The sequence below is a fragment of the Acinetobacter genomosp. 15BJ genome (assembly GCF_000400715.1).
GTDB lineage: Bacteria > Pseudomonadota > Gammaproteobacteria > Pseudomonadales > Moraxellaceae > Acinetobacter.
Genome location: NZ_KE007345.1, coordinates 115,194 through 129,501, shown reverse-complemented (window position 1 = coordinate 129,501; position 14,308 = coordinate 115,194). Strand labels below are relative to the sequence as shown.

General features: G+C 43.1%; 10 protein-coding genes. 5 read left to right on the top strand and 5 right to left on the bottom strand.

The window, feature by feature from the left end; translation table 11 throughout:
• The first annotated feature begins 4 nt into the window (after nucleotides 1-4).
• Nucleotides 5-2,947, top strand: coding sequence for a hypothetical protein (locus tag F896_RS18635; RefSeq protein WP_016162211.1), 2,943 nt, complete (start codon nucleotides 5-7; stop codon nucleotides 2,945-2,947).
• 57 nt (nucleotides 2,948-3,004) lie between these two features.
• Here F896_RS18635 and F896_RS18640 read toward each other — a convergent pair whose 3' ends face one another.
• A complete protein-coding gene (locus F896_RS18640; protein WP_016162210.1) occupies nucleotides 3,005-3,970 on the bottom strand; it encodes a formylglycine-generating enzyme family protein in 966 nt (321 codons plus the stop codon).
• A 154-nt stretch (nucleotides 3,971-4,124) separates the two neighbouring features.
• Entirely contained in the window at nucleotides 4,125-5,102 is a 978-nt protein-coding gene (locus tag F896_RS18645; RefSeq protein WP_171069630.1) for a formylglycine-generating enzyme family protein, read from the bottom strand.
• A gap of 188 nt (nucleotides 5,103-5,290) precedes the next feature.
• On the opposite strand from F896_RS18645, the gene F896_RS18650 reads away from it, so the two are divergent.
• Both F896_RS18650 and F896_RS18655 read left to right on the top strand, forming a co-directional pair.
• The gene (locus tag F896_RS18650; RefSeq protein WP_016162208.1) at nucleotides 5,291-6,109 is read left to right on the top strand and encodes an NAD-dependent epimerase/dehydratase family protein; all 819 of its coding nucleotides are present in this window, start codon (nucleotides 5,291-5,293) and stop codon (nucleotides 6,107-6,109) included.
• Between the two features lie 125 nt (nucleotides 6,110-6,234).
• Nucleotides 6,235-7,212 carry a putative solute-binding protein gene (locus F896_RS18655; RefSeq protein ID WP_016162207.1) on the top strand — a complete coding sequence of 326 codons (978 nt, stop codon included), beginning with the start codon at nucleotides 6,235-6,237 and terminating at the stop codon, nucleotides 7,210-7,212.
• 38 nt (nucleotides 7,213-7,250) lie between these two features.
• On the opposite strand, the gene plsB is transcribed toward F896_RS18655, so the two are convergent.
• Nucleotides 7,251-9,797 (bottom strand): glycerol-3-phosphate 1-O-acyltransferase PlsB, encoded by a 2,547-nt coding sequence (plsB, locus tag F896_RS18660; protein WP_016162206.1) that lies wholly within the window; start codon nucleotides 9,795-9,797, stop codon nucleotides 7,251-7,253.
• 298 nt (nucleotides 9,798-10,095) lie between these two features.
• On the opposite strand from plsB, the gene F896_RS18665 reads away from it, so the two are divergent.
• Together F896_RS18665 and F896_RS18670 are read left to right on the top strand one after the other, a co-directional pair.
• Entirely contained in the window at nucleotides 10,096-10,968 is an 873-nt protein-coding gene (locus F896_RS18665; protein WP_004804100.1) for an acyl-CoA thioesterase, read from the top strand.
• Between the two features lie 129 nt (nucleotides 10,969-11,097).
• Entirely contained in the window at nucleotides 11,098-12,339 is a 1,242-nt protein-coding gene (locus tag F896_RS18670; RefSeq protein WP_016162205.1) for a dicarboxylate/amino acid:cation symporter, read from the top strand.
• Nucleotides 12,340-12,400: 61 nt separating this feature from the next.
• On the opposite strand, the gene F896_RS18675 is transcribed toward F896_RS18670, so the two are convergent.
• Nucleotides 12,401-13,345, bottom strand: a complete 945-nt coding sequence (locus F896_RS18675) for a metal-dependent hydrolase (protein ID WP_016162204.1) — start codon at nucleotides 13,343-13,345, stop codon at nucleotides 12,401-12,403.
• A gap of 129 nt (nucleotides 13,346-13,474) precedes the next feature.
• A complete protein-coding gene (yihA, locus tag F896_RS18680) occupies nucleotides 13,475-14,251 on the bottom strand; it encodes a ribosome biogenesis GTP-binding protein YihA/YsxC (protein ID WP_005201214.1) in 777 nt (258 codons plus the stop codon).
• Between the last annotated feature and the right edge of the window lie 57 nt (nucleotides 14,252-14,308).

The window sequence follows — 14,308 nt, the reverse complement described above, 5'->3', positions numbered from 1 at the left end:
AATAATGACATTTTTTGACCAGAATCCTGCGGGTCTTGCCCGATTAAAAAAACAGTGGGGTGTAAGTGATGTTATTCAAAAGTTCAGGATTATTTTTGTTATTAAAAATAATGTGGATAGCCCATTGGCAAACTTGTCCTATGAAATCTCTGTAAAGCCGAAAGATGGATCAGGCAAGGCAACCGCTAGTCAGCGTTTCAGTAATAAAACCAGAGCCAATGGTGAAACAGTTGAAATTACGCTGGAAGATAAGGATCAGGATTTTTTATTAAAGATCAATGGCCGGACTATTGAGGCACGTGACGGCAAAAAGGGGAAATACAGTTTTAGTGAAGACGGCAGCTTTTCAGGCCTAGTCTTTGAAGAGAAAGGCGGTAAAAAGTACAGTTATCACAGCAAAAAAATTGAAGTCAGACTGAAGGCATTTACTGGCTATCAGATCATGCTGCATAACAAGCCACTGGTTGGTGTCAGTTATAGCATTTATGACAAGGACAATAAGAAAATACTGTCAGATAAGACCACTGCCAAGGGAATGACTGGATTTCCATATGTAGGCTCCTCCAATTATGTTGAAGTGAACTATTTTGGACAGAAATTTAAATCGCCACTGAATCTGCCACTGGCGACCTCTTCAGCTGCCACATATCACGTATTTGCCCTGCCACTCAGCAGCACATCGACACATCCTAAGGAAACCTATACAGCCAGTTTAGGGAGTAAGGAAATCCTGCCGATTGTGATCAGTCCACATACCAACGAAATTTATGTACTGCCACAGGAAGTGTTTGAGCCTTTTGATAAACTGTCGAAAGATTTTGAGCGTTCAATCAGTAAGATTTATGGCGCTCGGGAAGAGCTAAAGTTAAAACTGGAAGCGAAAGATCCCACAGATATTAAAAAAATTGAAGAGAAGTTGGGGATTGCACAGAAAGAGGTATTGCAAAAGCTGAATGGTGAATTTCGTAAACCAGCTGATATCCGGGAAGTATTTGTGATTGAGGCTTCTGGTTCCAATGGTCAGCCGAATCTGTTAAGGCGTTATATCAGTGTACAACGAGCGGAAGACCTCAGGGGGAAAAAGATTAATAAATTTGCAACCTCGCTGAAAATGACGGGTCCAGTTTCTTCGCGTCAGGGGGCAGAGAAAATATCTTCAGCAACGCCACAGGAATTTAAAGACAGCTTAAAGAAGTTTACAGAAGATTTTAATCTGGAACTGGCCAAGGCAAAAAGTAAGCCGTCCAAGGCGATTTATGACCTGTATTTACCTGTGCTGGGACGGCTTGGCGGAGAATATGCCAATCAGTACAGTATTATGGGTGAAGATGATCTGCTCACAGTTGAAGCGCAATGGTTACGTTTTGTCGGGACCAATGGGGCAGAGGCGTCACTCAGCATTTCAAAAAAACATATTTCGGGTAAGGCCAAAGCACAGGCCGCGGCCAAACTGGTGTTGTTTGAAGGTCAGGCCGACTGGAATTTTTTCTTCCCGTCAAAATACGGTTGGGGGATGCAGTTTTTAGAGCAGGAAGATGTTTGCCGTATTCGCTTTATTGCGGGTATTGAATTGAATGGTTTTGCAGGTGCCAATATTGCCCTGAACGGGCAGGTTGCGGTGGAAGTCGGGCAGGAAGACGGCAAGCAGGTGCTCAGAGCTATCCGTAATGACCCTGCTGCGACCATGCAGAATGCGGTAAGACGCGGCAGAGGGGCAATTTCCAGTATGGAAGTGACCGATAAAAAGCCAGGAGACGATGTCGGTAATCAGGCCTCGGTGACGGTGGATGCTTTTGCCGGGGCGCAGGTGTCCGCAACGCCTAAACTTGAGTTGCAATGGTTTAATGTGGACAGTAATGCAAAGGAACAGGATGGTATCAATTTTAAATACAGTACCCTGGCCAAAGCCTCCTTTACCCTCGGTGCCAGTATTGGTGCGGCAGCCGGTTTTAACTTATATGTGTATTTGCATGAGGGGAAAATCAGGTTAAAGGTTGCAGCGCATCTGTGCTGGGGCGCGGGGGCCAAGGGAAAGCTGGACTTTACCGTAGACTCGGCGCAGTTATTGGAATTTGCCAGCTTTATATACTTTCAGTTGCTGAAGGCCGGGTTTAAATTACTGACCTATATTGCCAATGATGCCTTTATGCTTTTGTCACAGGTACTGGCTATGCTGGCTGCGACCACCGATATTGAGTGGTTAAAGGATGCGGCAAAATATATGCAAAATGGGCAGAAAAAATTTGCTCAATGGCTCAAAACTGTAGAAAAGGAAGAAGAGAAACTCAAATGTGCCCAGAATATTAACAATAACTTAGCCATGTTGGCACGGTTGACCCCGAATGCCAAGGGCATACTGGTACATAGCTTGTGTCACTGGAATACCCGCTTGGCGCATGTAGATGATCTGCCTGCGGTGGATATGGATGGGGTGCATTTTATGGATCAGCGTAAGACTGCGATTGTGAATATTTTTAAATCGGTACTCAAGGTCGAGGAATGGCGTAATGTGATTCAGCATACTACGGCTCTTGGTCTGGATTGCAGAACAGCAGGTAAAAGTCCTGGTGAAATAGAACGGCATATTATTAACTTTCTGGCCTATGGCCTGAGCTGGAAAACCGGCAGCATGGAAACCTTTAATGTACAGCAGGTGGTGGATGCACTGAACACAGGTGCACCCTATACTGGGCCGACCAATAAATGGATTGTGGATTTTATTAAAGCGCGTCGGGAACTAGAAGGTGTGGTGGACTGGCCACTGCATCAGATTGCCCTGAATCAGGATGATCCAGTATTTAAACAGGTGAAAATGATGCAGGGCTATGCCAACAGTGATGAACAGGTGTATTTAGCAGTGGCCAATGACATACCGCAGTTTGGCGATGACTATGGCAGACGGGATGGCTCTGGCCGATCAGGCAAAGATGATAGTTGGATGGTCTAAATAGCATAGAATCCGAATCAGGGCTCTAAATGAGCCCTTTTTTAGTTACGTGTGAATTTATTTTAACGGCTGCGCTGAATTAACCACACAGCGGGCAGAGTTATTAAAATTGGTATAGTCTGGTGTCATACCATCAGACTTCGATTCTGGATCAATGACAGGATCTTTTGCATAACGGTTAATGCTGAAGCTGGAGGTATATTTAAAATAGAATTCATCTTCTACATGAGCACTGCGCAGGACCTTCTTACTGCCACTAGCCGGGCCCTGAGGGTTATGTTCTGGTGAATGTGCATAGTAGTTACGGTCGTACCAGTCCTGCATCCATTCATAGTTTTCAGAAATCAGGTCATAGAAACCCAATGGTGTTGGTTTAAACTGTCCTGGGTTGGATAGGGTTCGAGGGGTTCTATATTTAGAGGAAAAAATGCTTCTTCGTTCGAATGTTGGAATGTTAGTCGCTTCATCAAATTTACCATTGTCAGTGGCATAGAGGACATTCTGGCCACGGTTACGTGCCACATATTCCCACTGGGCTTCGGTGGGCAGACCCATTGGCAGTTTTAGCTGAGTACCCAGCCACTGACAGTAGTCCTGTGCCTGCTGCCAAGTCATGCCTGCTGCTGACTGTGGTAAGCGGTCATCTGCAAGATCTTCAGAATTAGAAACCCGAGGCTTACCAGTGACCTTGCTGTAAATGTCCAGTTCGGCAAAGGTGGCTTTATGGGCACTCATGCTAAAGCTGTCCAGAGTGACCTTATGTAGTGGGTCGATATCTCCTGAAGTGTCAAAGCTGAATGTTTTCAGCACTTCTGGGGAAAGTTGTTTGGTGAAATTTCCCATCATATAACTGCCGCCCTGAACAAAAATCATGTTTTTGCGGGTCTGATCCAACAGTTGCTGGAGCTGCTGCTGAGTTTCAGCATCGAGGGTGGGTTTTGTGGCAGACTGAGTCGCAGGGGCTTCCTTGGCACAGGCGGTCAGTGCAGTACTGACCAGCAGCAGACCTAGTAGTTTATTCATCATCATCTTGTTTTAAGTTCTGAAATCATTCTCTTAGCCCAATAGTGTAAAGGGCTTAGGATTTGCAGCAAAGTGATGAAATGTTAATTTACTAGCTTATCAGGTTGAATCTGAACGAGGGCTCTGAATGAGCCCTTTTTTAGCTGCGTGTGAATTAGTTTAAAGGCTGTGCTGAATTGACTACACAGCGGGCAGAATGATTAAAATTGGTATAGTCTGGTGTCATGCCATCAGACTTTGATTCTGCATCAATGACTGGGTCGTCTGCATAACGGTTAATGCTGAAGCTGGAAGTATATTTAAAATAGAAGTCATCCTGAGCATGGGCACTGCGTAGGACCTTCTTGCTGCCACTGGCCGGGCCCTGAGGATTATGTTCCGGTGAATGTGCATAGTAGTTACGGTCATACCAGTCCTGCATCCATTCATAGTTTTCAGAAATCAGGTCATAGAAGCCTAATGGTGTCGGTTTGAATTGGCCAGGATAGGACAGCGTTCTGGAGGTTTTATATTTAGCCGCAAAAATTGCTTGCTGTTCATATGAGGGTACATTAATGCCGAGTTCAAACTTGCCATTGTCCGTGGCATAGAGAACATTCTGGCCACGGTTACGCGCCACATATTCCCACTGGGCTTCGGTGGGCAGGCCCATTGGTAGTTTTAGCTGAGTACCCAGCCACTGACAGTAGTCCTGTGCCTGCTGCCAGGTCATGCCTGCTGCTGACTGCGGTAAGCGGTATCTCATTACATCCTCAGAATTGGAAACCCGAGGTTTGCCAGTGACCTTGCTGTAAATGTCCAGTTCAGCAAAGGTGGCTTTATGGGCACTCATGCTGAAGCTGTCCAGAGTGACCTTATGCAGCGGGTCGATATCTCCTGAAGTGTCAAAGCTGAATGTTTTCAGCACTTTCGGGGAAAGCTGTTTAGTGAAATTTCCCATCATATAACTGCCGCCCTGAACAAAAATCATGTTTTTGCGGGTCTGATCCAGCAGTTGCTGGAGCTGCTGCTGAGTTTCAGCATCTAGGGTGGGTTTTGTGGCAGTCTGACCAGAAGTTTGCGTAGCGGGAGCTTCCTTGGCACAGGCGGTCAGTGTAGTACAGACCAGTAGCAGGCCCAATAGTTTATTCATCATCATCTTGTTTTAAGTGGTGAAATCATTCTCTTAACCGAACAGAATAAAATGCTTACTGTTTCCGAGAAAGTGATGAAATGTTAATTTAATAGCTTATCAAGTTGTTGCTGCTCAGTGAGGGTCGCTGCGGCAGCACCAACGCCTTGTAATTGCTGAACTGATGTCATCTCTGCTCAAAGGTGTGTATGCATATTTTATTTATTGGTTATGGTAAAACATCTCAGCGTGTTGCTAAACACTTATTTGAGCAAGGTCACCACATTAGCACAATTAGTCGCAGTGAAAAAACAGATTGTTACGCGACGCATTATATTCAGGATGTGCAGCAACTGGATTTGGCCGACTTAGCACCGATTGAAATGGTCTATGTGATTCTGGCACCCTCAGAAAGTGGGATTGATGCTTATCAAGCGACTTATGTTGAGAGCATTGCACCGATTGTTGCAGCGCTTAAAGGACATCCGGTGCAGCGCATCGTGATTGTGTCTTCGACTCGGGTCTATGGAGAAAATGCAGGGCAAAGGATAGATGATGAATCGCTGATACAGCCTGCTGATGAGCAAGGACACATTCTTCGAAAGATGGAGTTACTTTGGCAAGTGCATTATCCGCAGCAGAGTATTATTGTTCGTCCGACTGGTATTTATGGGACATCGATTGCACGGTTAACAAAGTTGGCCGTACAAACATCGACTTACCCAACGATTCATTTTAGTAATCGCATTCATATTGATGATTTAGCAAACTTTTTAGCACTATTAGTTAATTTATCTAAAGTTGAAGCAAGTTATATCATTAGCAATAATAGACCACTACCAATGCACGAAATATTAGGGTGGTTTCAACAGCAACTTCATGTAAAACCCTTAGAACTAGTATCAGAACGACACACTGGCAAGCGAATTTATGCCACACGATTAGTTGAGATTGATTTTAAATTTGACCATTTGATTTGCTTTAATGACTATGCAGCAGCTTTATTGGTACATAGTAATGAAAAATAATTAGATTAGACTGTAAAGAAAGTTTAAAGAGTTGGTATGTATTTTGAATTATAAATACCAATAGATTCCTGAAAGGAACCGCCTGAATTGAGCACATAGTTTGCGGCGAGGCGTAAAGGTGATACATGAGAAAAATAATTTGCATGGTTTTACTGGGATTGATCGCAACCACTAGCTGGGCTGTTGAACAGACATGGTGCGTATTTGATCCTTTAAGCACACAGGGTGATATCAGTCGCCGTCTACAAGATATTCGTTTGTATGCGCTACAGAATCAAGTTCAATTAAAATTTCAAACCTTTAAGAATGAAAAGGAGGCTATACAAGCTTTTGACCAGCGTAAATGTTCAGGCTTGGTGGCATCCAACTTTAATACCTATCGCTATAACCGTTTTATGGGAACAACAGGTGGAATTGGTTTGATTCCCAATAATCGTGTTGCCAGAGTCTTCTTACAGCTTTTAAATAATAGCAATGTGGAAAAGCGTATGATCGGGGCAGATTATGAAATGCTGGGTATGATCCCGATCGGTACGGCTTATATGATCATGAATACGCAACAGATCAATAAGGTGTCTCAATTAAAAAATAAGACCATTGGTATTTTAGAGAATAATCCACCACAGCAGGCATTGGTACAAAGTGTAGGTGCTAAACCCGTCTACGTAGATTTTTCCAATGCGGTGGAATCCTTCAAGCAGAAAAAAATTGATATTTTGGCTGCACCTGCCTATGGAATATTGCCGTATAACTTGAAAAAGGAGTTTGGTGCAGACACGCAGGTCGTCAACTTTCCTATGGCGTATTTTGCGGTGAATATCGTGATTCGGCCACAAGCCTACCCAGCGGGCTTCGGTCATCAAATACGATCTTGGTTTGTACGCAACAGCAATGTACTTGCTGCACAGGCCATCCAATGGGAAAACCATTTACCAGCCTATTACTGGGCGGATATCTCAGGTTATGAGAAACAGGGTTATGACGCGATGGTGGTTAAAATTCGGAATCGTTATGTCGACTCTGGTTATTATGATGCGTATTTTGTATCGCTCATTAAACGACTCAGATGTTTGGATGATCCAAAGTATTTAGAGTGTCGTTAAGGCATTAAAAAAGGCAACCGAAGTTGCCTTTTTTGTATTTAAGCTTTCTTGCGTTTTAAGCGACGTTTAGCTTGTTGAGATGCCATAGCCTCTAATGCTTCTGCTAATTCCTCATCACTGAATGTGGTGATGTGCTGCAACATTTGTAGTGTCGTTTCATCTAAGACCAGCTGTGCGCCTGCGGCCATTTCACTGAAGTTATCATCATATTCAATGAAACCTTGCTCATTATTACGAATATAATTTTGCTGAGTGAGGACTTTAATAAAGCTTTGGAATAAGGCTTTATCAAAGAATTCTGGCGAGTTGAATTCATACAGCACAGATAAGCGTTGACCTAAGAGGTGACTCAGCTCTTCAACTTGCTTGGTTGAAATGTTGCCTGAACCGCGCTGAGTAATCAGTGCCAGTGTCATATAATAGCGTTCTAAACTTTGCTTTACTGGTAGAGCTAAAGTGACAAGCTTTTGATGTTCTTCGCTATTTGGCGTTGGGCTGAATAAATTGCCATCATGATCTTGGAAAATCAAACCAATCTGAACCAAGGCATCGATATAATTATCAATCTGCTTTTGTAGGTCAGCAGCTTCCCATTTCATGAATAATTCAGCTTTTAAGAACGGATACAAGGTACGGATCACATTGCTTAAATCGTTCTTGTGAATTTTACCATTGTGCTCAACCAGCGAAGCTACCAATGACGGTAAAACAAGGGCATGTAAAATGTTATTGCGGAAGTAAGTCAGCAATACGGCTTGATTATCTTCAATCGCAATAATATCGCCTAGCACATGTTGTACACGTTTGATTAACTTGAGTTTGAGACCATAAGCAATAATCTCTTTACCTGACAATGAGGTCACTTGCGTGCGCTCATCATATGGTCGTTGTGTTGCCAAGTCACGGTAGATATCGAGCTGTTTCGCACAGATTTCTTCATCTAAAGTGTGCTTTGGTGTTGCCAATAGAATTAACGATAGTAATGACACCGGGTTGATGACGACGGCGCGGTTGATGTTCTCTAAAATCAGATTGGCTGAGCTTGCAACGACATTGGAAATCTCTGTGGTGCTCGCGGTATCCGCCTGAATATTCTCTGCACCCTGTTGTTTCAAAATATCATTCAGAAATACAGGTTCGCCAAAGTTGACATGCACTTTACCGAAGATACGTTCAATTTTACGTAAGGTTTTCACGATACCAAAAATGGATTCCGCTTCTTTCGGTTGGCCTTGCATTTCGCCCACGTAGGTTGAGCCTTCCATCAGGCGCTCATAACCAATATAGGTCGGTACAAAGACTATCGGCTTTGCAGGACCACGTAAATGACCTTGAATGGTCATCGCTAGCATCCCAGTCTTAGGCGGGAGTAAGCGACCTGTACGTGAGCGGCCACCTTCAATAAAGTATTCGATAGGCGTGTTGCGCGATAAAATACTGTATAAATATTCTTTAAATACAGAGGTGTAAAGTGCATTGCCGCGGAAAGAACGACGAATAAAGAATGCACCACCGCCACGTAATAACTGACCTACAAATGGTAGGTTTAAGTTATCACCTGCGGCAATATATGGAATCATCAAGCCACGTTTATAAATCACATAAGACAGTAATAGATAATCGATATGGCTACGGTGACATGGGGTGTAAACGATTTCGTAGTCTTTTGCCAGCTCACGTACGGTACTGAAATTATGTACTTCGACACCGTCATAAAGCTGTGTCCATAAACGGGTTAAGGCCATATCGGCAAAGCGTACCGCAGATGCCGAATAGTCAGACACGATTTCATTGACATAGCCAATGGCACGACGTTCAGCTTCGAGCATGCTGATTTTATGCTGAATGCTTTCACGACGAATGGCATCTTGTACCTCAGCTGACTTCACTACCGATTGCATCACATTGCGACGGTCTGATAAGTCAGGGCCAAGCACCACTTCACGTTGCTGATCTAGATAGGTATCTAAAGAACTTGCAATATAGGTTGCAGGCGAGATATTTGGATGGTTGGTCTTGGCATAATCTACCAACTCACGCAAAGATTGCGGCTCATGGAACTCTAAATAAGACTGGCGGCCATGCAAGCCAATATTCATCAGTTGTTTAACTGTCCCTGGTGTTGCCCAAGTATCTGAAAATAATAATTTGAACCAAGAGTCTTCTTTGTCTGGCGAACGCCCCCAAAGTACGGTCACAGGTACCAGCTGAATATCAATATCAGTTTGTTGTTCTAAGGCTTCGACCAGTTGTAACAAGCGAGGTGGGAACGTTTGAGTATTAAAAAAATTGTTTTCGTTATGATGTAAAAACAAGACTGAATTTTTTTCTTGATAGCTCCCAAAACTCAAGGGGTCTAATGCTGGTTTTAAATTGAGACGACGGGTTTCACCATCAACCACCAATGCATTACTACGCGAATAATTTTGTAAAACATAGCAAATTAACTTATTTGAGTCGGTTGTGTTTTGCTCTGTTGTGGTGGATTCTGTAGGAACTTCACCAAGAACATGTGGGGTTACCACAAGGTCAAGTAACTTACTCGAAAGTTGGCGATACATTTGACCAAATCCAGTCTTGGACATTACAAACTCCTAAATAATAATCCTGACATCGAGTCATGATGAACACGACATTCTGCGATATTCTTACATGAAACGGTATGTTATTTTCTGACAAAATATAGCGTATTTGGTAGATTTTATCGTTAAAAATCGTATTTTTAGCCGCTATAAATACATATTAAGATAATCAATACAGCATTATCGTGACGGATGAATCATTTTATCCTGACCATTGTCATTTGAATTTGTGGCACAATCAAAATTATCAACCCTGAATGGATTGGTTGATCTCTCCTCATTGATGTTGGAAGACTATTACATGAATGCGTTAACTCAAGAATTGGTAGAACTGTTGACTCTGGAAAAGCTAGAAGAGCATATTTTTCGAGGCAATAGCCGCAATTTGGTAGGCAAGCGAGTGTTCGGTGGGCAGGTGCTTGGACAAGCATTAAGAGCAGCGTCATATACCACGGATCGTCCAGCGCACTCTTTACATGCCTATTTCCTGTATGGTGGCGATGTCAATGCACCGATTATTTATGAAGTTGATCCACTCAGAGACGGTAAAAGTTTTGCCAGTCGACAGGTTCGTGCGATTCAACATGGCCGTACTATTTTCTCTGCAATGGTCTCTTTTGCCAATCCAGAAGAGGGCTTGAACTATCAACATAAAGAACCAGAGTACCCTGAACCAGAGACCTTAAAGTCTGAGAATGAGCTGAAAGAAAGTCTGATTAACTTTGTTCCTGAAAATGTACGTGCCAGTTTTATGCGGGAGCGTCATGTGGAAATCAGACCGACTCAGTTGATTAACCCATTTCAGCCGCAGCCTGAAGCGCCGTTTTATGCACACTACATTCGCACCCATGATACGATTCCAGCAGATTTAGATGAAATCTCGCTACATCAGGCGATTGTGGCGTTTTACTCAGATTTTACCTTAATGACCACGGCTTTACGTCCACATGGTTTGTCATGGATCTCTCCAAATTTACAATGTGCCAGTATTGATCACACCATTTATTTCCATCGCCCACTGCGTGCTGATGAATGGATGCTTTATGATATGGAAGCGACCATCAGTGCCAGCTCACGCGGCTTAAACTTTGGGCGGATGTGGCAAAATGGACAGTTGGTCTGTAGTACTGTTCAAGAAGGTTTGATTCGGCTCAGGGAAATTGAAACCCAGTAAAAAGTAAACCAGTACTAAGGCCATCATTCTGATGGCTTTTTTTATCATAAGGATGTGACAAAAAATTGCTCGATTCTTCAACATGAGCATGCCATAGTACCGATAAGTTAAATGTTTCCCCATTAAACAATGAATTTAAATACACAAATTTTAATTGCAGCAGTGCTTGGCGTGGCATTTGGTTTTCTATTGATTGCCTATCCGCAAACAGCATTTGTTGATCACAGTTTATATGGCTTGGGTATTTTAAGTAGCATTTTCATTGGTTTATTGAAAATGTTGCTGATCCCATTAATTTTTAGCTCGATTGTGGTTGGGGTTTCCAATTTACAGGCAGGCGGCCAATTCGGTCGTGTTTGGAAAATTACTGCACTGAGCTGTTTCACGACCACCACTTTGGCACTGATTTTGGGGATTAGTTGTGCGCACCTGTTTGATGTGGGTAAAGGCGTCGATATTCAGCTGTTTCAAGCAGCAATGGATAGTCACCAAACACCTGATACCTTAACGCCATCAAGTTTTGTCACCACCTTTATTCAAAACACTTTAATTAACCCATTTAAGGCATTTAGCGAAGGCAATGTGTTGGCTGTGGTCGTGTTTGCCTTATTCCTAGGGGTGGCGTTGGTCAAAGGTGGCGAACGTTTTAGTCTAGTTCGTAACATCAGCCAGCAATTCTTTGACATCATGATGATGCTAGTGGGCTGGGTCATGAAACTTGCACCAATCGGGATTTTTGCACTCTTAGCAAAGTTGATTGCGACTGAGGATCTGTCTGTACTGAGTCGGTTGGTTGAATTCGCGGCAGTAGTGACAGGGACGACCATTTTCCATGGTGTGGTGGTGTTACCTGCTTTGTTGTGGATTTTTGGTCGTATGAATCCGATCACCTTTTTTAGAGGGGCGAGAACTGCTTTAGTCACAGCTTTTGCAACCAGTTCCAGTTCAGCGACCATGCCGCTGAGTATGAAGTGTGCACAGGAAAACTTAGGTGTACGGCCGCAAACGGCAGGTTTTGTGATTCCTTTAGGCACACAACTGAATATGGATGGTACCGCTTTGTATGAAGCTGCGGCTGCCTTATTTATTGCCAATTTGATGGGCTTGGATCTGAGTTTAACGCAGCAGATTATTGTCTGTTTAACTGCCATGATTGCTTCTTTGGGCGCGCCAGGAATTCCGAGTGCAGGTATGGTGACCATGATTATGGTGTTACAGTCAGTTGGTTTGCCTGCAGAGGCGATTGCAATTTTACTACCGATCGACCGTGTGTTGGATACGGTCCGTACTGTGGTTAATGTACAGGGCGATATGATGATTAGTGTGGTGGTTGATCGCTACGCAAAACAGGCAGAAGCTGAATCAAGTTGATCGTATTGGACGCAAAAAAGCAGGAGATGTCTCCTGCTTTTTTTATTCTATAAAAGAATATTTATGCTGCGGGTTGTAAGGCGCGTTTTGCTGCAGGGGAATTATTTAAATAATTCACAGCATCTTGGGTATTGCCTTCTTTGACTGGGTCATACCAAGGCATGAGGTAATCAATCTGTTGTGCAACCAACCATGCGGGACCTGGTAGGATTTTAGCGTCTTTTAATGCGATCTTCGACCATTCGATCCAGATCCATGGCTTAAATAAGCTTGGTTTCTTGTCAGCAAAACGAGGGTCTTGGCTCATGATATGCGCTGCACCATCGACCCATAGGCCAAGTACACCGATAATAACGGCAACACTCATGTAGTAACGTGCGATGTAACCACCGCCCAAATGACGATAGAGATCAAATGCAACGGTACGGTGTTCAATTTCTTCAGAGCCATGCCATTTAATCAGATCGATCATTTCTGGATCTGCACCGAGTTCTTCCCAACGCTTGTTGTACAGTGCATATTTGCCCAGTACACAGGTCATGTGTTCAACAGTCGCAATCACACCGAGACGGAATAAATCCCATTGATGTTCGAGTGCTTTTGGAATTTCTTTATCGAAAGGCTTGTCTGCCAAGACCTTGGTGAATAAGAAATCCATGATGTCGAGGTTGCGCTGAATATCAATATTGCGTTGCGTCAAATATTCTTTATTGGCAGAGGTATGTGCAACGGCATGCATTGCTTCCTGACGAATAAAGGCTTGGACGTCTTGCTTTAATTTTTCATCGGTAATTTGAGGAAGGACTTTGTTATATAAACGGCAAAACCAAAACTCACCAGCAGGTAAAATATTGTTAATTTCATTAATAAAATAGCTGGCAAAAGGCTGGTTTGGAATCCAATCCACTGGCGTATTTTCCCAGTCAAACTTTACTTTGCGTGGGAGGATTTTATAGTCAATCGAAGAACCAAGAACTTTGTTCTTCACAAATGATAGTAATTTCATCGTTTAGTCCTAATCGATAGTGCAATGAACCAACACTAAGCAGTATATGAAAACTACCTAGTGTTTGTGTTTAGCAATTCGGGACAATTAAAAATTATTTTATGCAACTTGATGCATAAAATGCACTTTTTATTCTTGAATGTCAGTTTCTGAGGCTTCAGGGATTTGACTCAGGTCAAATTCCGTCGGTTGATCAAGGGTGTAATTCAAACGACCTGCCATGACAGTTGCCAGTTCTTCTAAGCCAATGCGATTGAGTGACGAGAACAATTGAATTGAGAAATCGAGTTTCATTTTTTTCAATTGCTGTTTTACATCAAATAAAACTTCATTGGCAGGACCGCGGTTCAACTTATCTGCCTTGGTCAGCAGGATATGTACAAATAAATGACGTGAATGCGCCCATTCCAGCATCATCAAGTCAAAGTGCTGTAAAGGATGACGAATGTCCATCAATAACACCAAGCCTTGTAAGCTTTTACGGTGAATCAGATAATTTTCAAGTTCTTTTTGCCAAACGATTTTCATCGCTTCAGGAACCGCTGCATAACCATAACCTGGTAAGTCGACTAAGCGTTGATCTGGATTGCCCAAGCTGAAAAAGTTGATCATTTGGGTACGACCCGGTCTTTTTGAAGCCCGTGCCAGTTGCTTTTGATTGGTTAAGGTGTTGATTGCACTTGATTTACCAGCATTCGAACGGCCAGCAAATGCGATTTCATAACCAGTATCTTCTACGCATAAAGCCAGTTTCGGCGCACTCATCAAAAATTCAGCTTGGCGTAACCAAGTTAAAGACTGTACTGCATATTCAGTTAATGCAGGGTCAGCCTTTTTTTCATAACTGATTTTTTGTTTAGGTGCGAGTCTGGCTTTGGTGTCTTTCGATTTTTCACTGCGACGCATAGAAGCTTACTTTTGAATAGGAATAGCAACGACCATTATAAAGGATGTGAGGCGTTC

Bases quoted from the DNA above. Each gene is read 5' to 3' on its own strand.
- F896_RS18645 (WP_171069630.1), bottom strand. From the start codon at position 5,102: ATGAATAAACTATTGGGCCTGCTACTGGTCTGTACTACACTGACCGCC.
- plsB (WP_016162206.1), bottom strand. From the start codon at position 9,797: ATGTCCAAGACTGGATTTGGTCAAATGTATCGCCAACTTTCGAGTAAG.
- F896_RS18650 (WP_016162208.1), top strand. From the start codon at position 5,291: ATGCATATTTTATTTATTGGTTATGGTAAAACATCTCAGCGTGTTGCT.
- F896_RS18640 (WP_016162210.1), bottom strand. From the start codon at position 3,970: ATGAATAAACTACTAGGTCTGCTGCTGGTCAGTACTGCACTGACCGCC.
- F896_RS18665 (WP_004804100.1), top strand. From the start codon at position 10,096: ATGAATGCGTTAACTCAAGAATTGGTAGAACTGTTGACTCTGGAAAAG.
- F896_RS18635 (WP_016162211.1), top strand. From the start codon at position 5: ATGACATTTTTTGACCAGAATCCTGCGGGTCTTGCCCGATTAAAAAAA.
- yihA (WP_005201214.1), bottom strand. From the start codon at position 14,251: ATGCGTCGCAGTGAAAAATCGAAAGACACCAAAGCCAGACTCGCACCT.
- F896_RS18670 (WP_016162205.1), top strand. From the start codon at position 11,098: ATGAATTTAAATACACAAATTTTAATTGCAGCAGTGCTTGGCGTGGCA.
- F896_RS18655 (WP_016162207.1), top strand. From the start codon at position 6,235: ATGAGAAAAATAATTTGCATGGTTTTACTGGGATTGATCGCAACCACT.
- F896_RS18675 (WP_016162204.1), bottom strand. From the start codon at position 13,345: ATGAAATTACTATCATTTGTGAAGAACAAAGTTCTTGGTTCTTCGATT.